This is a genomic window from Methylobacterium mesophilicum, assembly GCF_036441335.1.
Classification (GTDB): domain Bacteria; phylum Pseudomonadota; class Alphaproteobacteria; order Rhizobiales; family Beijerinckiaceae; genus Methylobacterium; species Methylobacterium mesophilicum_B.
On sequence record NZ_MLBW01000004.1, the window covers coordinates 121,688 to 139,345 of the forward strand.

Genomic DNA, 17,658 nt, shown 5'->3' on the forward strand with positions numbered 1-17,658 from the left:
CGTGCCGTCCCCCGCGACGCCCGCCGCGCCGGCGCCCGCGCCGGCACGAGCGAATCGGCAACAGAGGCCGACGAAAACCGGCCGGCGCCGGCGGCAGGTGCCTGCGGGACGTGCAGGAAACTCGACATCCGCGCCCGGATACGACATGACAGCCGCGATGCTGTCCTGCGCGATGCTGCCCCGCGCGGCGCCGGGTTGACGCGGCGCCGGGTCATCCGCAGCTAACCCGCGGCAGCCCCGAAGTTCCGGCGAGGCGTGTCCCCGGGACCGGTCCGGCAGCCGTCACGGCTCCGGCACCCGCGAGGCGCGCCCGCGAAAGTCCACGATGGAAGTCATGGAAGCCACCCGTTCCGAGAACCCCGCCGACAATCCGCTGGCCGGCGGCGGCCCGGAGATCGCCGGCCCCGCCCCGCGCCACCGCACCGTCGGCGTCACGGTCGGCGAGGGCGACGGCGCGGTGACGGTCGGCGGCGGCGCCCCGATCGTCGTCCAGTCGATGACCAACACCGACACGGCCGACATCGACGCCACCGTGGCGCAGGTCGCCCAGCTCGCCCGGGTCGGCTCGGAGCTCGTGCGCATCACGGTCGACCGCGACGAGGCGGCGGCCGCGGTGCCGAAGATCCGCGAGCGCCTCGACCGGATCGGCGTCCACGTGCCGCTGGTGGGCGATTTCCACTACATCGGCCACAAGCTGCTCGCCGACCACCCGGCCTGCGCCGAGGCGCTGGCCAAGTACCGGATCAACCCGGGCAACGTCGGATTCAAGGACAAGAAGGACACGCAGTTCTCGTCGATCATCGAGCAGGCGATCAAGCACAACAAGACCGTGCGGATCGGCGCCAACTGGGGCTCGCTGGACGGCGAGCTGCTCACCCACCTGATGGACGAGAACGCCAGGGCGCCGCGGCCGATCGACGCCCGGGCGGTGATGCGCGAGGCGATGGTCCGCTCGGCGATCAGCTCGGCCGACCGCGCCGTGGAACTCGGCCTGCCGCAGAACAAGATCATCCTCTCGGCCAAGGTCTCGGCGGTGCAGGACCTGATCGCCGTCTACCGCGAGGTGGCGCGCCGCTCGGACTACGCGATCCATCTCGGCCTCACCGAGGCCGGCATGGGCTCGAAGGGCCTGGTGGCGGCCTCGGCCGCCATCGGCGTGCTGCTCCAGGAAGGCATCGGCGACACGATCCGCTACTCGCTGACCCCCGAGCCGGGCGGCGACCGGACCGTCGAGGTCAAGGCCAGCCAGGAACTCCTGCAGACCATGGGGTTCCGCACCTTCGTGCCGATGGTGGCGGCCTGCCCGGGCTGCGGCCGCACGACCTCGACCACGTTCCAGGAGCTGGCCCGCGACATCCAGAACTGGATCGTCACCTCGATGCCGGAGTGGAAGAAGACCTATCCGGGCGTCGAGGGGCTGAACGTCGCCGTGATGGGCTGCATCGTGAACGGCCCGGGCGAGTCGAAGCACGCCGATATCGGCATCTCGCTGCCGGGCACCGGCGAGACGCCGACCGCGCCGGTCTTCATCGACGGCAAGAAGGCGATGACGCTCCGCGGCCCGACCCTGGCCAAGGACTTCGAGACGATCGTGATCGACTACATCCAGCGCCGATTCGGCCAGGGCGGCACGCGCACCGCCGCGGAGTGAGACGCGGGGCGGGTCGGCGCGTCCGTCCCCCGAGACGAGACCGCGTCGCCCCCCGCCGTCGTTCCGGGGTGCCGCGGGCGAGCCGAGACCCAGCTCCGCGTTCTTCGCGGGTGCACACGGTTTCCGGGCGCACGAGGGCATGGTAGCAAGGCCGCACGATCCCGCGAGCGGTCGGCCCGGTGGCCGGCCCGCACGGTTCGGCGGAGTCTTCGCGTTTTCTGCCCGGCCCCGACAGGCCCCTGAGCCGAACCGCGAAGCGCCGGCCACGCCCGAGCTTCCGACAATCGCATGAGCCACACCTTCGCACCCGGCGTAGCAGCCCAGCCCGCGCCCGCGGCGTCCGACACCGCGCGCGAGGCCGCCCCGGCGGCAGAGGGCGAGGGTCCCGTCCAGGGACCGGCGACCTCCGGCACGCTCGATGCTCCGGAGAAGGCCGAGACGCGCCACGGCCATGCCGGGTTCTGGACGCTGCTGGTCGGCTCGGTCGGCGTCGTCTACGGCGACATCGGCACGAGCCCGCTCTACGCGTTCCGGGAGGCGCTGGTCCCGGCCCGGACCGACGGCATCCTGCTGCCCGAGGAGGTGATTGGCACCGTGTCGCTGATCCTCTGGGCCCTCTTCATGATCGTGACGGTCAAGTACGTCGCGATCCTGCTGCGCATGGACAACAACGGCGAGGGCGGCATCCTCTCGCTCATGGCGCTGGCCCGGAAGGCGCTGGGCGGCTCGCGCATCGTCTTCATGCTGGGGCTGCTGGGCGCCTCGCTGTTCTACGGCGACGCGGTGATCACGCCGGCGATCTCGGTCCTCTCGGCGGTGGAGGGCCTGAAGCTCGTCACGCCCGCCCTCGACGACTACGTCCTGCCGATCACCGTGGTGATCATCGTCGCGCTGTTCCTCGTGCAGAACCGCGGGACCGGGAAGGTGGCGTCGTTCTTCGGGCCGGTGACGATCGTGTGGTTCCTCGCCATGGCGCTCGCGGCGCTGCCGCACATCGCCCTGCATCCGGAGGTGTTCCGCGCGGTCAATCCCGTGCACGCCGTCGTCTACCTCCTCGGTCACGGCACCGGCGCGCTGGTGGCGCTCGGCGCCGTGTTCCTGGCGGTGACCGGGGCCGAGGCCCTGTTCGCCGATCTCGGCCATTTCGGCCGCAAGCCGATCCAGGTGGCGTGGATCGGCCTCGTCTTCCCGGCGCTGGCCCTCAACTATCTCGGCCAGGCGGCCCTCGTGCTGGAGAAGCCCGACACGGCCGACCCGTTCTTCCAGCTGGTGCCCGCCTGGGGCCTGCTGCCGATGGTGCTGCTCGCGACGATCGCCACGGTGGTGGCGAGCCAGGCGGTGATCACCGGCGCCTTCTCGCTGTCCCGGCAGGCGATCCAGCTCGGGCTTCTGCCGCGGCTCGAGATCCGCCACACCTCCGAGTCGCATGCCGGCCAGATCTACCTGCCGCAGATCAACACGCTCCTGATGATCGGCGTCGTGCTGCTGGCGGTGCTGTTCAAGACCTCGTCGTCGCTCGCCTCGGCCTACGGCATCGCGGTGACCGGCACGATGCTGCTCACCGCCTCGCTGACCTTCCTGGTGATGTGGCGCATGTGGAAATGGTCGCCCGTGGCGGCGGCGGCCGTCATGCTGCCCTTCATCGTCCTCGAGTTCCTGTTCCTGCTCTCCAACCTGATCAAGGTGGTGGAGGGCGGCTACGTGCCGCTCCTGCTCGCGGGCGGCCTCGTCATCCTGATGTGGACCTGGGTGCGCGGGGTGACGATCCTGTTCAACAAGACCCGCAAGACCGACGTGCCGCTGGTCGAGCTGGTCGGGATGCTGGAGAAGAGCCCGCCCCACCACGTGCGCGGCACCGCGGTGTTCCTGACGAGCGATCCCGAGATCGCCCCGGCGGCGCTCCTGCACAACCTCAAGCACAACAAGGTGCTGCACGAGAAGAACGTAATCCTCACCGTCGAGACGGTGGACACGCCGCGCTCGAACGAGGCCGACAAGGTGCGGATCGAGCCGGTGGGCCCGCATTTCTACCGGGTCGTGATGAAGTTCGGCTACATGGAGACGCCGAACATCCCGAAGACGCTGGTGCTGCTGCGCCGCCAGGGCTTCAAGTTCGACATCATGGCGACGTCGTTCTTCCTGTCGCGCCGCTCGATCCGGCCGGCGGCCCATTCCGGCATGCCGCTCTGGCAGGACCGGATCTTCATCACCCTCGCCAAGAACGCCAACGACGCCACGGACTTCTTCCAGATCCCGACCGGGCGCGTGGTGGAGGTCGGGACGCAGGTGACGGTCTGAGGGCCGCACGCTGGTGTAGATTGGCGGAAGCGATTATCTACATCGTGGCCGAGGGCCGCCTGCATGCCGATCAACGTCAACAATCCCGAGGCCGACGCGCTGACACGCCGGTTCGCCGCCCTGGCGGGAGTCGGTATCACCGAGGCGATCGTCATCGCCATGCGTGAGGCGATCGAGCGCCGCCACCGGGAAGAGTCACCGCGGGAGACCGCCGCACGGGTGCGCCAGAAGCACGGGGTCGCGCTCAGCGAGACCGCACGGGTGCCTCTCGCGCGGGACGTGTACGACGCGATGTGGGAAAGCGTCTGATGTTCGTGGATGCGTCCGCGATCGTCGCCCTGCTCGCCGACGAGCCCGAGGCCGAGCGGATCTCCACGGCGCTCGCCTCGGCACGCCAGTGCAGAACGTCGCCCGTGGCCGTCCTCGAAACGGTGCTGGCCCTCGCGCGGCCCGACAAGTTCGACATGACGGTTGAGGCGGTCGGGCCGATCGTCCTCGAATTTCTCGAAGCCAGGGGCATCGAGATCTGCGACCTGCCGCCGGCCCGCGAGACGAGGGCGCTCGCCCTGTCGGCCGCGCATCGATACCGGGCCGGCCGCCACGGCCTCAACCTCGGCGATTGTCTCCACTATGCGGCGGCACGGTTCTACCGCACGCCGATTTTGGCCACGGCCGACGAGTTTCGCAGGACGGACCTGGAGACCGCGCCGTGACGGTCTGCGACCGACGTGCCTCGATCGAATCCAGAGTGAGTCAGTGTCAGGGGCTCTGAGTTCGACGCGAAACGCCGTCATCGCGAGCGAAACGACTCAGGATCGACGCCCTGAATCGGGGCGCAACGGTGCGTTCGCGCTTCGAACCAACCGCGTCCGCAGCATGCGGCGGACAGGGCCGCCAGCCTGGATCGACCAGCCTGCGTCTCCGTGTCGATGGCCACCCATGTGCGCCGCCGCACGCGGCATGCCCGCGGCGCAGAGGCTCGGGGATGACCGGCCGCGTCCCCGCGTTGCGCCCACCCCGCCGGGTGCCTTAGAATATTTATTATTCTGAGCTTGAGCGTTAGCCCGGCGGCCCGGCCGCATCGGTGAACGTTAGCCGGCAAATCCGGTCCTGGCCGAAGGCCCGGCTCAGACCCGACTGATCGCCGCTCCGGCGCCGCCAGACAGGACGCAACGATGATCAAACTCACCGTGAACGGGGCTGCGCGCAGCTTCGACGGCGACCCCGACATGCCGCTGCTGTGGTACCTGCGGGACGAGCTCGGGCTCACCGGCACCAAATTCGGCTGCGGCGTCTCGCTCTGCGGCGCCTGCACCATCCATCTCGGCGGCGCGGCGACCCGCGCCTGCATCACGCCGGTCTCGGCGGCCGCGGGCCAGGAGGTCGTCACCATCGAGGGGCTGTCGCCGGACGGCAACCACCCCGTGCAGGTGGCGTGGCGCGACCAGAACGTCGCCCAGTGCGGCTTCTGCCAGTGCGGACAGATCATGCAGGCGGCCGCCCTGCTCAAGGACACGCCCAAGCCCACCGACGACGACATCGACACCACGATGAGCGGCAACATCTGCCGCTGCGGCACCTACCCGCGCATCCGCGCCGCGATCCACCAGGCCGCCGGCCAGCCGGCGCCCGCCAGCAAGGGAGAGCGCCTGTGATCCACGACGCCAAGCTGAGCGCCGAACTCGCCGCCGGCACCAAGCCGGCCCTCGACAATGTCAGCCGCCGCGGCATCCTCGGCGGCGCCGGCGCCCTGGTTCTGGCCCTCTCGCTCCGACCCGCCCGGGCCGACGAGACCCAGACCCAGGAGCAGAAGGAGCAGAAGTTCGGCGCCGACGGCATGCCGCATGGCTGGCGGGACGATCCGAAGGTCTTCGTCGCGATCGCGCCGGACGGCACCGTCACGGTGACCAACCACCGCTCCGACATGGGCCAGGGCATCCGCACCTCGGTGGCCTTCACGGTCGCGGACGAGCTGGAGGCCGACTGGTCGAAGGTGAAGGTGGTCCAGGCCTGGGGCGACGAGACCCGCTTCGGCAACCAGGACACCGACGGCTCGCGCTCGACCCGCCACTTCTTCCAGCATTTCCGTCACGCCGGCGCGGCCGCGCGGCTGATGCTGATCCAGGCCGCGGCCAAGCAGTGGGGCGTGCCGGCCTCCGAGGTCACGGCCGTCAACCACACGCTGACCCACGCCAAGTCGGGCCGCACCCTCGGCTACGGCGCGGTGGCGCAGGCGGCCGCCGAGCTGCCGGTGCCCACCGACGTCAAGCTGAAGGACCCGAAGGACTTCCGCTACATCGGCACCGGCAAGATCGGGCTGATCGACAATGTCGACATCACCACCGGCAAGGCGATCTACGGCCTCGACACCAAGCTCGACGGGATGCTCTACGCGGTCGTCGCGCGCCCGGCCGTCTACGGCGGCACGGTGAAGTCCTTCGACGATAGCGAGGCCAAGAAGGTCCCGGGCGTCGTGAAGATCTTCAAGATCGACGCCACCCCGATTCCCACGGAGTTCATGCCGCTCGGCGGCGTGGCGGTGGTCGCCAAGAACACCTGGGCGGCCCTGAAGGCGCGCGACGCCCTCAAGATCACCTGGGACGACGGCCCGAACGCCGGCTACGACACCGACGCGTTCCGCAAGGAGCTGGAGGCCGCCGCGCGCAAGCCCGGCAAGGTCGTGCGCACGCAGGGCGACGTCGACGGCGCGATGGCCAAGGCCAAGACCAAGGTCCAGGCCGAGTACTTCGTGCCGCACCTCGCCCAGGCCCCCATGGAGCCCCCGGCGGCGGTGGCCCGCGTGAAGGACGGGTTCTGCGAGGCCTGGGCCTGCGTCCAGGGTCCGCAGGCGGCCAACGACCGCCTGATGAAGGCGCTGATGCTGCCCGACGACAAGGTCAAGGTGAACGTGACGCTGCTCGGCGGCGGCTTCGGCCGCAAGTCCAAGCCCGACTACGTTGTCGAGGCGGCTTTGTGCTCGCAGGCCGTCGGCGGCGCGCCGGTGAAGCTCGCCTGGACCCGCGAGGACGACCTCCACCACGGTTTCTACCACACGATCTCGGTGGAGCACCTTGAGGCCGGCCTCGACGACAAGGGCATGCCGGTGGCGTGGCTGCACCGCTCGGTGGCGCCGACGATCGGCTCGATCTTCGCGCCCGATCCGAAGCACGAGCTGCCGTTCGAGCTCGGGATGGGGCTGGTCAACACCCCGCTCAACATCCCGAACATGCGGCTGGAGAACCCCGAGGCCGCCGCCCATGTCCGCGTCGGCTGGTTCCGCTCGGTGTCGAACATCCCGCACGCCTTCGCGATCCAGTCCTTCGTGTCGGAGCTGGCGCACGCCGCCGGCCGCGAGCCGAAGGAGTACCTGCTCGCGCTCATCGGACCGGATCGCGAGATCAGCCCGACCGAGATCGGTGACGTCTGGAACTACGGCGAGGACCCGAAGCTCTACCCGATCGAGACCGGCCGCCTGCGCGGCGTGATCGAGGCGGCCGCCAAGGGCGCGGGCTGGGGGCGGCAGATGCCCAAGGGCACCGGCCTCGGCATCGCCGGCCACTACAGCTTCGTCACCTACACGGCGGTGGCGGCCGAGGTGGAGGTCGACGACAAGGGCCAGGTCCAGGTGAAGGCGATCGACATCGCGGTCGATTGCGGTCCGCAGGTGAACCCGGAGCGCATCCGCTCGCAGATGGAGGGCGCCGTGGTCATGGGGATGGGGCTCGCCCTCACCTCCGAGATCACCTTCAAGCAGGGCCGGGCGGTGCAGAACAACTTCGACGGCTACGAGGTCCTCCGGATCGACGCGGCCCCGAAGGCGGTCCGCGTGCACCTCGTGCCGAGCGGCAACTGGGACGGTCCGCTCGGCGGCGTCGGCGAGCCCGGCGTGCCGCCGGTGGCGCCGGCGATCGCCAACGCGATCTTCGCGGCCACCGGCCGCCGGGTCCGGCAATTGCCGATCCGCGATCAGCTGAGCGCCTGAACCGTCACCCGCCGCGAGGCGTTGGGGCCGTGGGGGAACCCGCGGCCCCTTCTTTTTGGAAAGCACCCGACCCGATGATGCGTCCCGCCCTCACGGCCTGCCTGACCCTGATCCTGACGGCGGCCCCCGCCCTCGCCTCGCCCTGCGGGGACCGGATCGACGGCGTGTCGAAGCGGGTCCAGTCCGAGGTGAGCCAGTCGATCTCGGCCAATACCGGCGGCCAGGGCAACGCCGCCAAGCGCGGCGGCGAGGGGCTCACCGGGACGGAGGGGCAGCGGGCGAACGAGTCGCCGCAGGCCCCCCCGGAGAAGGCGGCCCAGGCCGGCCAGGGCGCGGACGCCGCCCAGCAGGCGAAGGTCGCCCTGGAAGAGGCCCGCACGGCCGACCGGAAGGGCGACGCGACGGCCTGCGAGGCGGCGCTCACCCGCGCCGAGCAGCAGTTGAAGAAGGCCCCCTGAGAGGCTGATACGCTCTCTGACTGTCCGCTTCGGTCCCACCGTCTTTGCGAGCGGAGCGAAGCAATCCAGGGTCGCGCCAGGCCTTTTGGGGTCGCGCTGCCCTGGGTCACTTCGCTTCGCTCGCGATGCCGGAGCGCGCGATACCGGGAGCCTTCGTCAGGTCCGCGCCGGCCCCTCGCGGTAGGCTCAGTGCCGGCCGCAAGCGCGATTCGATCCGCGTGACGCACGCCCGGGGCAAGAGCCCCTACCGACCCAGCGCGCTGATCTCGATCACGAATTTTCGCCGCAGCGCCCGCGCGAAGTCGCCGTAGCCGGCGGCCGCCAGCAGGAACGCCCCCGGACCGCCGATGACATGGGCGCGGTACCACTGCTCCAGGCTCGTGCGCGCCTGCGGCAGGGGCGTCGGGAGCAGGCCGTAGCCGGGCGCCCGGTAGGCCCCGGCCCCGACCACGTCGTTCTCGCCCGGCACCAGGATCGGCAGGCCGTTGACCGTCGCGCCGGTGTCGAGCAGCGACCGGTGCGCCTCCGCGAGGCTGTCGGCGTCGGTGCAGTTGTCGATCCCGTCGCCGGAGACGTCGACCACGACGCGCTCGGCCGGGACCGGCAGCGCCGGGAGCACGGCGGCGGTCACCGTGCGGAACATCTGGCCGAGGCAGGTGAACTCGCCCGCCTGCCGCGGCGTCGCCCGCACCAGGGCCGCGGCCGCCGCGGTACTACGCGCTGCCGGGGACTCACCCGCAGTTCAGGCCGAGGAGCAGGAGGCCGGCGCCCCGCAGCACGCCGCGGCGGATCCGTCGCGAACCCGTCCGCATCATCGGCCTCGGCGCTCCCGGAAGGCGCGGCCCCGCGGCCGTCGCGCATCCGTTAGGCCACGTTTCGACCTCGCGCGAAACCGGCCTTTCGGGGGGCCCGCCGCGCGGACCCGCCCGTCGGACCGACGCGCCGCGGGGCGGGCCCGGATGCGCGTCGGCGGGGTGTGGTTCGGGCGCGAGGCCCGGCCCCGGTGAGGAGGGTTCGCTCCGGCGGCGGTGGCCCGCTCATCTCGGAGGTGACCCGTCCTCCGGCCCCGTCCCTGGGCCGGTCGCGGGGGCGTCGAGGGCGGCCTCGGCCGCCCCGGAAGCTGCCTCAGGCCGCCGCGGCGGCGAGGGCGTGCGGGTTGCCGTTCAGGCCGGCGCAGAGATCGTCGATCTCGGCGAGGTCCAGCGCCTCGCCGGCCCGGCCGGCGATGGTGTCGATCAGATGATCCTGACGGGGGTCGAAGGGGTGACCCTGCATCCGGTAGAACTGGTAGTAGCGCAGCGCCGCCAGGACGGTGTCACGCTCGCGGTCGGTTACGGTGAAGTGCTGCATGGGTAGTTGCTTCCCCTTGTGGCTTCAACGAACGCTCGGGTAGGCCGCGACGCCGATCCCGAGCTTGACTGTTGTAACCCGTGGGCAACTGCCCGACCAGTTCTTGACAGCTCGCGCCGATGTGATTCGCGTCATTTAGGATTGTGGTCCCGGCCCGTTCCGGCGGATCGTGGATCGGGAAACCCTGTCCGCACAACGGCTTGGCAGGCCGGTCCCGCGCCCGCCTAGAGGCCGAGTTCGGCCAGGTAGCGCGGCAGCGCGGTGCTCGCCGGCCCGTAGCGGGCCTCGTCGAAGGCGTCGGCGTTGTCGGACGGCTCCAGATTGACCTCGCAGGTCGGGATGCCGAGGGCCCGGGCCTGCCGCACGTAGCCCGCCGCCGGGTAGACCGCCCCCGACGTGCCCACGGCCACGAACAGGTCGGCCTCGGAGAGCGCCGCCTCGATCGCGTCGAGGTGCATCGGCATCTCGCCGAACCAGACCACGTCCGGCCGCAGCCGGCCCGGTGTGCCGCAGGCGGGGCAGTCATCCGCCCGGCTCAGATCGGCGCGCCACGGCGTGACCGCGCCGCAGGCGCAGCAGCGGGCCTTGAGCAGCTCGCCGTGCATGTGGGTGACCGCCCGCGAGCCGGCCCGCTCGTGCAGGTCGTCGACGTTCTGGGTGCACAGGAACAGCCGCCCGCCGCGCGCGGCGAGCCGCGCCTCGGCCCGGGCCAGGGCGAAGTGCGCGGGGTTCGGCTCGGCCGCGACCGCGCCGCGGCGGCGATGGTCGTAGAAGTCGAGCACCGTGTCGGGATCGGCCGCGTAGGCTTCCGGGGTGGCGAGCTTCATCGGGTCGAACCGCGCCCAGATCCCGCCGCGGTCCCGGAACGTGCCGAGTCCGCTCTCGGCCGAGACGCCGGCCCCGGTGAGCACGAAGATCGTCTTGGGCTGGTCCGTCATGGGCGGCTCCTGTTCGCCGGAGATTGGCCTGATCTGTCCGCTGATCGGCAGCGCGGCTTCTCTCCCGCTCGGTCCCGCCGGTGAATGCTGCGGCCCGCTTCGCCGGGCGGGAGACACGCCATGTCCGATGTTGCCCTGCCGGTCATCGATGTCCAGGAATCCGTTCCGCTTACCGGCGTCGCGCAGCCCTGGGTCACTTCGCTGCGCCCGTGATGACGGGGCGAGCGATCACGACCGAAGATCTCGGCCGGAACCGTGGCGTCGGGCCGTTCCGCGTGTGGCGCGGCCCGCTGGACCCGCGCGGCCGCCTGTGACCTCCTGCCGTGCCGACCCGTCCGCCCGAATCGGCGCGGACCGTGCATCGGCCCGGCGCGCCCGACGGCGCGGAGGAGTGAGCGGCATGCCCGAATTCGACCTTGCCATCCGGGGCGGCACGGTGGTCACGGCGAGCGACACGGTGCGGGCCGATGTCGGCGTGCGCGGCGGCCGGATCGTCGCGGTGGCCGAGGGCATCGCCGACGCCGCCCGGGTGATCGACGCCTCCGGCCTGCTGGTCCTGCCGGGCGGCATCGACAGCCACGTCCACATCGCCCAGGATTCCGGCCCCGGCATCGTCATGGCCGACGACTTCGCCAGCGCCACCCGGGCGGCGGCGGCCGGCGGCACCACCTGCGTGATGCCCTTCGCGCTCCAGCCCCGGGGCGCCTCCCTGCGCGGCGCCGTCGACGCCTACCGGGCCAGGGCCGAGGGCCAGTGCCACGTCGACGTGGCGATCCACATGATCATCGCGGACCCGACCGAGGCGGTGCTCGGCCAGGAGCTGCCGGCGCTGGTCGCCGACGGCTACACCTCGTTCAAGGTCTTCATGACCTACGACGACCTCGTGCTGAACGACCGCCAGCTCCTCGACGTGTTCCACGTCGCGCGGCGGCAGGGCGCCCGGGTCATGGTCCACGCCGAGGGCTACGACGCGATCCGCTACCTCAGCGAGAAGTTGGAGCGGGCGGGCGAGACCCGGCCCTACGGCCACGCCCTGTCGCGCCCGGAGATCGTCGAGCGGGAGGCGGCCCACCGGGCGATCAGCCACGCCGAGCTGATCGACCTGCCGATCGTGATCGTCCACGTCTCGGGCCGCGAGGCGACCGAGCAGATCGCCTGGGCTCAAGGACGCGGCCTGAAGATCCGGGCCGAGACCTGCCCGCAATACCTGACGCTGACGGCCGAGGACATGAAGGGGCTCGGCTACGAGGATCCCATGGCGGGGGCCAAGTACGTCTGCTCGCCGCCGACGCGGGACGTCGAGAGCCAGGAGGCGGTCTGGTCGGGCATCCGGCGCGGGGTCTTCGACGTGGTCTCCTCCGACCATTGCCCGTTCCGCTACGACGACCCGCAGGGCAAGCTGAACCCGCGCGGGAAGACCTCGTTCCGCTGGATCCCGAACGGCATCCCCGGCATCGAGACGCGGCTGCCGGTGTTCTTTTCCGAAGGGGTCTCGAAGGGGCGGATCAGCCTCAACCAGTTCGCCGCGCTGACCGCCACGAACCACGCCAAGCTGTACGGGCTGTACCCGCGCAAGGGCTCGATCGCCCCGGGCTTCGACGCCGACCTGACCCTGTGGGATCCCCACAAGCGCGAGACCATCCGCCAGGAGATCCTCCACCACGGCTCCGACTACACGCCGTGGGAGGGTTTCGAGGTCACCGGATGGCCGGTGATGACCGTCGCGGGCGGGGCGGTGATCGCCGAGGACGGCAGGGTCCTGTCCGAGCCGGGGCGCGGGCGGGTGCTCGACCGGGCGGTCGATCCGGCCGAGCGGCGGGAGGCCTGACGGCCGCGCTGGCCCGCCGCTTGCCTGATCTCCGGGGGGAGCCTCGCATGAATGTCGAGCTGATCGGCCTGACCAAGCGCTACGGTGCGGCCATCGCGGTCGACGCTGTCGACCTGAAGGTGCCGTCCGGGGCCTATTGCTGCCTGCTCGGCCCGTCCGGCTGCGGCAAGACCACTACCCTGCGGATGATCGGCGGCCACGAGCGCGCCAGCGCGGGCGCGGTGGTGATCGGCCCGAAGGCGGTGGGCGACGCGCCGCCGGCCGAGCGCGGCACCGCCATGATGTTCCAGAGCTACGCGCTGTTCCCGCATCTCGACGCGCGCGACAACGTCGCCTTCAGCCTGAAGATGCGCGGGATCGGCAGGGCGGAGCGCCGCGCCAAGGCGATGGCGATGCTCGATCTCGTCCAGATGGGCCACCTCGCCGGGCGCCTGCCGGCCCAGCTCTCCGGCGGCCAGCAGCAGCGCGTGGCGCTCGCCCGCGCCCTGGTCACCGGCCCGAAGGTGCTGCTGCTCGACGAGCCGCTCTCGGCCCTCGATCCGTTCCTGCGGGTGCGGATGCGGGTCGAGCTGAAGCGGATCCAGACCGAGCTCGGCCTCACCTTCATCCACGTCACCCACAGCCAGGAGGAGGCGATGGCGCTGTCCGACCTCGTGGTGGTGATGAATGCCGGCCGGATCGAGCAGGCCGCCGACCCGCGCACCGTGTTCGAGCGCCCGGCCACCGCCTTCGTGGCCCGGTTCATCGGCGGCCACAACGTGATCCGGCTGCCCGAGGGGCTCGTCGCCGTGCGGGCCGACCGGATGCGGCTCGGTGCCGAGGCCGGCCCCGCCGCCCTGCCGGCCCGGGTGGTGGCGGTCGAGTACCAGGGCACCAGCGTCCATGTCGGCCTCGACGCCGAGGGGCTGGAGCGCGCGCCCGAGAGCCCCGCCGCCCTCACGGCGATCCTCAGCGACGCGGCGTTCGCCGCCCGGCCGCTCCGCCTGGGCGAGACGATCCCGGTCGGCTGGGACGCTGCCGCCGCCCACCGTCTCGACGCCTAACGGAGACCACCATGGACCTGCCCCAGAAGCCGAGCCGGCGCACGCTCCTGAAGGGGGCCGCCGCGCTGGCCGCGACGCCGGTGACCGGCTTCCCAGCGGTGCACGCCGCCGAGCCCGTGACCCTGCGCTACCTGGGCACCGCGGTGAACCAGTCCGCCGACATCGCCCGGAAGGTGAAGGAGGATCTCGGCATCACCCTCGAATACATACCGGTGGTGACCGACGAGGTGACCAAGCGCGCCGTCACCCAGCCGAACTCCTTCGACCTGATCGACACCGAGTATTTCAGCCTCAAGAAGATCCTTCCGTCGGGCAATCTGCAGGGCATGGACGCCAAGCGGATCAAGCTCGCCGACAAGATCTCTTCGGTCTTCACCAAGGGCGAGGTCGCGGGCAAGACGATCGGCGACCAGGGCACGGCGCCCAAGAAGGTCTTCTACCTGGAGGGTCCCGACTCCAAGAAGTTTGCCGGCGAGCAGACGCAGTGGATCTCGCTGATCCCCACCGTCTACAACGCCGACACGCTGGGCATCCGGCCGGACCTGATCAAGGTGCCCGTCACGAGCTGGAGGGAACTCCTCAACCCGGCCTTCAAGGGCAAGGCCTCGATCCTCAACATCCCGTCGATCGGCATCATGGACGCCGCCATGGTGGTGGAGGCCACCGGCGACTACACCTACGGCGACAAGGGCAACATGACGAAGCCCGAGATCGACCGCACCATCAAGGTGCTGATCGAGGCCAAGCGCGCCGGACAGTTCCGAGCCTTCTGGCAGGACTTCAACGAATCCGTGAACCTGATGGCCTCGGGCGAGACGGTGATCCAGTCGATGTGGTCGCCCGCCGTCACCAAGGTCCGCGCGCAGGGCGTGCCCTGCACCTACCAGCCGCTGAAGGAGGGCTACCGGGCGTGGGCCTCGGGCTTCGGCATCCCCAAGACCCTGAGCGGCAAGAAGCTCGACGCCGCCTACGACTTCATCAACTGGTTCCTGTCCGGCTGGGCCGGGGCCTATCTCAACCGGCAGGGCTACTACTCGGCCGTGCTGGAGACCGCCCAGGCGAACATGCAGCCCTACGAATGGGCCTTCTGGATGGAGGGCAAGCCCGCCGAGAAGGACATCCTCGGCCCCGACGGCACGCTGATCGAGAAGGCCGGCGCCACCCGCGACGGCGGCTCCTTCGACGCGCGGATGGGCGCGGTCGCCTGCTGGAACGCCGTGATGGACGAGAACACCTACATGGTGCGCAAGTGGAACGAGTTCATCGCGGCGTGAGCGGGCTCCGCTCCGCCCTCCCCCCTACCGGCTGCGGGGGCCGGGCTCTGTCGGCGCGCGTGGGACGAGCCCGATGACCGATCTCGCCCTGCCCGCCGCCGTCGCCGAGCAGACCGCCACGCCCACCGTCGCGCCCCGCCCGCGCGGCCGCGCCCTCGCCTATCTCCAGGCCGCGCCGCTGGCCCTCGTCTTCCTCGTCTTCCTGGTGGTGCCGCTGGTGCTCACCGGCATCGTCTCGCTCTGGGAGTACAACGAGTACGAGATCATCCCGGCGCTCACCCTGCAGAACTACGTCGACGTGTTCGACGGCTGCCTGTCGGCCGACCTCTGCACGACTTTGCGCACCTACCTGTCGACGGTGAAGTTCGTCGCGCTGACGCTGGCGATCACCCTGCCGCTCGGCTTCGCGATCGCCTACTTCCTGGCCTTCCACATCCGCTCCGGCACGGTGCGGATGGGCCTGTTCCTGCTCTGCACGATCCCGTTCTGGACCTCGAACGTGATCCGCATGATCTCGTGGATCCCGCTGCTCGGCCGCAACGGCCTCGTCAACGACACGCTCCGCACCCTCGGGCTGATCCGGGCGCCGATCGACGGCCTGCTCTACTCCGACTTCGCGGTGGTCCTGGCCTTCGTGCATCTCGACACGGTGTTCATGATCGTGCCGATCTTCAACAGCCTCGCGCGCATCGACCGGCGGCTGATCGAGGCGGCGCGCGACGGCGGCGCCTCCGGCGCGCAGATCCTCTGGAACGTGATCCTGCCGCTCGCCAAGCCCGGCATCGCCATCGGGACGATCTTCGTCACGACGCTGGTGATGGGCGACTTCGTCACCGTGGGCGTCATGGGCGGGCAGCAGATCGCCAGCGTCGGCAAGGTGATCCAGGTGCAGATGTCCTACCTGCAGTTCCCGGCCGCCGCCGCCAACGCCGTGGTGCTGCTCGCCGCCGTGCTGCTGATGATCCTGGGGCTCACCCGGATGATCGACCTCCGGCGGGAGCTGTAGCGATGGACCAGCCCCGCGGCCGCGCCTTCTACCTGCTGGCGGCGGTCTTCGCCCTCTACGTCCTGTTCCTCTACGGGCCGACGCTGACGATCCTGGCGCTCAGCTTCCAGGGCCCGTCCGGCGGCCTGACCTTCCCGATGAACGGCGTCTCGACCCACTGGTTCGCCAAGCTGTGGGAGGGCGTCGGCGTCGTCGACATCTGGGCGGCGCTGCGGCGCTCCCTGGCCCTCGGCCTCGTGGTCATGGCCCTCACCGTGGGAATCGCGTTCTACGCCGGCCTCGCCTTCCGGAAGGAGTTTCGCGGCGCCGGCCTCGTCTTCGCCCTGGCGGTGTCGAGCCTGATCGTGCCCTCGATCGTGGTCTCCCTCGGGATCGGGCTGGAGTTCCGGCTCATCGACGACGCCGTCAAGGCGCTGGCCGCCGCCACCGGCTGGGGGTTCCTGCAGGATCACGGCACGCTGATGGGCCTCTACAGCTCGGCGCTGGGCGCGCACCTCACCTGGACGCTGCCCTTCGGCCTGCTGATCATGTTCGCGGTGTTCAACCGGTTCGACCCGGCCTACGAGGAGGCCGCCCGCGACCTCGGCGCCAGCGGCCCGCAGACGCTGCGCCACGTGGTCGTGCCGATCCTCGCGCCCGCCCTCGTCGGCGTCGCGCTGTTCGGCTTCACCCTGTCGTTCGACGAGCTCGCCCGCACCAGCCAGGCGATCGGCGGCCGCAACACCCTGCCGCTGGAGCTGCAGGGCCTGACCACCACGGTGACGACGCCGGAGATCTACGCCCTCGGCACGGTCACCACGGCGGTCTCGGCGCTGGTGATCGGGATCGCGCTCGGTTCGACGCTCTGGCTGCAGAAGCGCCGGGCGCGGCGGGCGCTGGCGGGCCCGTGATCGGGGCCGGACGGCCGGGCGGCCCTGGGCCGGCCGCGCCGCCGCATTGCCAATCTCCCCCCGCCCGTGTATGCGCACGGCGCGCCCCCGAGACACCCTTGGAGGCAGGGGCGCGCCGGGAAGGATGTGGCCGTCCGCCAGGGGCGGCCTTTTCGTTTTCCGGCTCCAGCAATCGTAAAGGATCACGCCATGAGCGCTGTGAAGACGCTTGAGGCCGTGGCACGCGACCGGGTCGGCAAGGGGGCCGCCCGGGCCGTTCGTCGCCAGGGCCAGATTCCCGCCGTCATCTACGGGGGCGGCCAGCCGCCGCAATCCATCGCGGTCGACCTCATCCGCACCCGCACCCTGATCTACGCCGGCGGCTTCAAGACCACGCTGTTCGAGATCAACGCCGGCGGCAAGAAGGTCCGCGCGATCCCGCGCGACTTCCAGCTCGACCCGGTGACCGGCGTGCCGCTGCACGTCGACTTCCTGCGCGTCGTCTCGGGCCAGACCGTCACGGTCGAGGTGCCGGTGCACTTCGTCAACGAGGACGCGGCCCCCGGCATCAAGAAGCTCGGCGGCACCCTCAACATCGTGGCCCACACGCTGAGCCTCGACGTCGCCCCCGACCAGATCCCGGACGCGATCGAGGTCGACCTGACGGGCCACGAGATCGGCGACGTGATCCACGTCTCCGACATCAAGATCCCGGCCGGCACCTACACCGGCGAGGCGACCGACCCGGTGGCCAACATCGTGCCGCCGACGGTGCTCGGCGCCGAGGTGGAGGCCGAGGAGGCCGCCATCGCCGAGGCGCAGTCGGCCGAGGCCGCCGAGGAGAAGGCCGAAGCCGAGGCCGAGACCTCCGAGGACGAGAAGAAGGACGGCGAGGAGGCCTGAGCCTCGTCGCCACCCGCCACGCGACGCGAGAGCCCCGGCCCTGCCGGGGCTCTCTGCG

The 17,658-nt window shown here is 71.0% G+C and carries 15 protein-coding genes and 1 pseudogene; 13 read left to right on the forward strand and 3 right to left on the reverse strand.

Features of this window, described 5'->3' with window-relative positions; genetic code table 11:
- The first annotated feature begins 325 nt into the window (after positions 1 to 325).
- From ispG to MMR14E_RS02920, 7 genes are all read left to right on the forward strand, one after another.
- Positions 326 to 1,651 carry a flavodoxin-dependent (E)-4-hydroxy-3-methylbut-2-enyl-diphosphate synthase gene (gene ispG, locus MMR14E_RS02890; protein ID WP_331312720.1) on the forward strand — a complete coding sequence of 442 codons (1,326 nt, stop codon included), beginning with the start codon at positions 326 to 328 and terminating at the stop codon, positions 1,649 to 1,651.
- Positions 1,652 to 1,939: 288 nt separating this feature from the next.
- The gene (locus tag MMR14E_RS02895; RefSeq protein WP_331312721.1) at positions 1,940 to 3,949 is read left to right on the forward strand and encodes a potassium transporter Kup; all 2,010 of its coding nucleotides are present in this window, start codon (positions 1,940 to 1,942) and stop codon (positions 3,947 to 3,949) included.
- Positions 3,950 to 4,012: 63 nt separating this feature from the next.
- Entirely contained in the window at positions 4,013 to 4,258 is a 246-nt protein-coding gene (locus MMR14E_RS02900) for a type II toxin-antitoxin system VapB family antitoxin (RefSeq protein ID WP_331312722.1), read from the forward strand.
- On the forward strand, positions 4,258 to 4,662 hold the full coding sequence (locus tag MMR14E_RS02905; RefSeq protein WP_331312723.1) for a type II toxin-antitoxin system VapC family toxin: 405 nt from the start codon (positions 4,258 to 4,260) through the stop codon (positions 4,660 to 4,662). Before MMR14E_RS02900 ends, MMR14E_RS02905 begins: the two co-directional genes overlap by 1 nt.
- 462 nt (positions 4,663 to 5,124) lie before the next feature.
- Positions 5,125 to 5,604: a (2Fe-2S)-binding protein gene (locus MMR14E_RS02910; protein ID WP_012320864.1), complete on the forward strand. Its 480-nt coding sequence runs from the start codon at positions 5,125 to 5,127 to the stop codon at positions 5,602 to 5,604.
- Positions 5,601 to 7,931, forward strand: coding sequence for a xanthine dehydrogenase family protein molybdopterin-binding subunit (locus MMR14E_RS02915; RefSeq protein WP_331312724.1), 2,331 nt, complete (start codon positions 5,601 to 5,603; stop codon positions 7,929 to 7,931). The genes MMR14E_RS02910 and MMR14E_RS02915 overlap by 4 nt, the downstream gene beginning before the upstream one ends.
- Before the next feature lie 74 nt (positions 7,932 to 8,005).
- Positions 8,006 to 8,389 (forward strand): hypothetical protein, encoded by a 384-nt coding sequence (locus tag MMR14E_RS02920; protein ID WP_331312725.1) that lies wholly within the window; start codon positions 8,006 to 8,008, stop codon positions 8,387 to 8,389.
- A gap of 244 nt (positions 8,390 to 8,633) precedes the next feature.
- Here MMR14E_RS02920 and MMR14E_RS02925 read toward each other — a convergent pair.
- The 3 genes and pseudogenes from MMR14E_RS02925 to MMR14E_RS02935 all read right to left on the reverse strand — a co-directional run.
- A pseudogene (locus MMR14E_RS02925) lies at positions 8,634 to 9,113 on the reverse strand (DUF1194 domain-containing protein); the annotation flags it as partial.
- Positions 9,114 to 9,514: 401 nt separating this feature from the next.
- The gene (locus MMR14E_RS02930) at positions 9,515 to 9,739 is read right to left on the reverse strand and encodes a hypothetical protein (RefSeq protein ID WP_012320868.1); all 225 of its coding nucleotides are present in this window, start codon (positions 9,737 to 9,739) and stop codon (positions 9,515 to 9,517) included.
- 224 nt (positions 9,740 to 9,963) lie between these two features.
- Complete coding sequence (locus MMR14E_RS02935; RefSeq protein WP_331312726.1) at positions 9,964 to 10,677, reverse strand: NAD-dependent deacylase; 714 nt, start codon at positions 10,675 to 10,677, stop codon at positions 9,964 to 9,966.
- Positions 10,678 to 11,077: 400 nt separating this feature from the next.
- On the opposite strand from MMR14E_RS02935, the gene hydA reads away from it, so the two are divergent.
- The 6 genes from hydA (at position 11,078) to MMR14E_RS02965 (ending at position 17,600) form a co-directional block, all read left to right on the forward strand.
- A complete protein-coding gene (gene hydA / locus MMR14E_RS02940; RefSeq protein ID WP_331312727.1) occupies positions 11,078 to 12,505 on the forward strand; it encodes a dihydropyrimidinase in 1,428 nt (475 codons plus the stop codon).
- Positions 12,506 to 12,552: 47 nt separating this feature from the next.
- On the forward strand, positions 12,553 to 13,548 hold the full coding sequence (locus MMR14E_RS02945) for an ABC transporter ATP-binding protein (RefSeq protein WP_331312728.1): 996 nt from the start codon (positions 12,553 to 12,555) through the stop codon (positions 13,546 to 13,548).
- Positions 13,549 to 13,559: 11 nt separating this feature from the next.
- A complete protein-coding gene (locus MMR14E_RS02950) occupies positions 13,560 to 14,822 on the forward strand; it encodes an ABC transporter substrate-binding protein (RefSeq protein WP_331312729.1) in 1,263 nt (420 codons plus the stop codon).
- A gap of 73 nt (positions 14,823 to 14,895) precedes the next feature.
- Positions 14,896 to 15,828 (forward strand): ABC transporter permease, encoded by a 933-nt coding sequence (locus tag MMR14E_RS02955; protein ID WP_331312730.1) that lies wholly within the window; start codon positions 14,896 to 14,898, stop codon positions 15,826 to 15,828.
- Positions 15,829 to 15,830: 2 nt separating this feature from the next.
- Positions 15,831 to 16,718: an ABC transporter permease gene (locus MMR14E_RS02960; protein ID WP_331312731.1), complete on the forward strand. Its 888-nt coding sequence runs from the start codon at positions 15,831 to 15,833 to the stop codon at positions 16,716 to 16,718.
- Between the two features lie 189 nt (positions 16,719 to 16,907).
- The gene (locus tag MMR14E_RS02965; protein WP_331312732.1) at positions 16,908 to 17,600 is read left to right on the forward strand and encodes a 50S ribosomal protein L25/general stress protein Ctc; all 693 of its coding nucleotides are present in this window, start codon (positions 16,908 to 16,910) and stop codon (positions 17,598 to 17,600) included.
- Positions 17,601 to 17,658: the final 58 nt, after the last annotated feature.

What these genes read in the sequence shown, in the direction of transcription:
- MMR14E_RS02965 (WP_331312732.1), top strand. Translation starts at nt 16,908, where the DNA reads ATGAGCGCTGTGAAGACGCTTGAGGCCGTGGCACGCGACCGGGTCGGC.
- MMR14E_RS02930 (WP_012320868.1), bottom strand. Translation starts at nt 9,739, where the DNA reads ATGCAGCACTTCACCGTAACCGACCGCGAGCGTGACACCGTCCTGGCG.
- MMR14E_RS02920 (WP_331312725.1), top strand. Translation starts at nt 8,006, where the DNA reads ATGATGCGTCCCGCCCTCACGGCCTGCCTGACCCTGATCCTGACGGCG.
- hydA (WP_331312727.1), top strand. Translation starts at nt 11,078, where the DNA reads ATGCCCGAATTCGACCTTGCCATCCGGGGCGGCACGGTGGTCACGGCG.
- MMR14E_RS02935 (WP_331312726.1), bottom strand. Translation starts at nt 10,677, where the DNA reads ATGACGGACCAGCCCAAGACGATCTTCGTGCTCACCGGGGCCGGCGTC.
- MMR14E_RS02950 (WP_331312729.1), top strand. Translation starts at nt 13,560, where the DNA reads ATGGACCTGCCCCAGAAGCCGAGCCGGCGCACGCTCCTGAAGGGGGCC.
- MMR14E_RS02900 (WP_331312722.1), top strand. Translation starts at nt 4,013, where the DNA reads ATGCCGATCAACGTCAACAATCCCGAGGCCGACGCGCTGACACGCCGG.
- MMR14E_RS02960 (WP_331312731.1), top strand. Translation starts at nt 15,831, where the DNA reads ATGGACCAGCCCCGCGGCCGCGCCTTCTACCTGCTGGCGGCGGTCTTC.
- MMR14E_RS02945 (WP_331312728.1), top strand. Translation starts at nt 12,553, where the DNA reads ATGAATGTCGAGCTGATCGGCCTGACCAAGCGCTACGGTGCGGCCATC.
- ispG (WP_331312720.1), top strand. Translation starts at nt 326, where the DNA reads ATGGAAGTCATGGAAGCCACCCGTTCCGAGAACCCCGCCGACAATCCG.
- MMR14E_RS02895 (WP_331312721.1), top strand. Translation starts at nt 1,940, where the DNA reads ATGAGCCACACCTTCGCACCCGGCGTAGCAGCCCAGCCCGCGCCCGCG.
- MMR14E_RS02905 (WP_331312723.1), top strand. Translation starts at nt 4,258, where the DNA reads ATGTTCGTGGATGCGTCCGCGATCGTCGCCCTGCTCGCCGACGAGCCC.
- MMR14E_RS02910 (WP_012320864.1), top strand. Translation starts at nt 5,125, where the DNA reads ATGATCAAACTCACCGTGAACGGGGCTGCGCGCAGCTTCGACGGCGAC.
- MMR14E_RS02955 (WP_331312730.1), top strand. Translation starts at nt 14,896, where the DNA reads ATGACCGATCTCGCCCTGCCCGCCGCCGTCGCCGAGCAGACCGCCACG.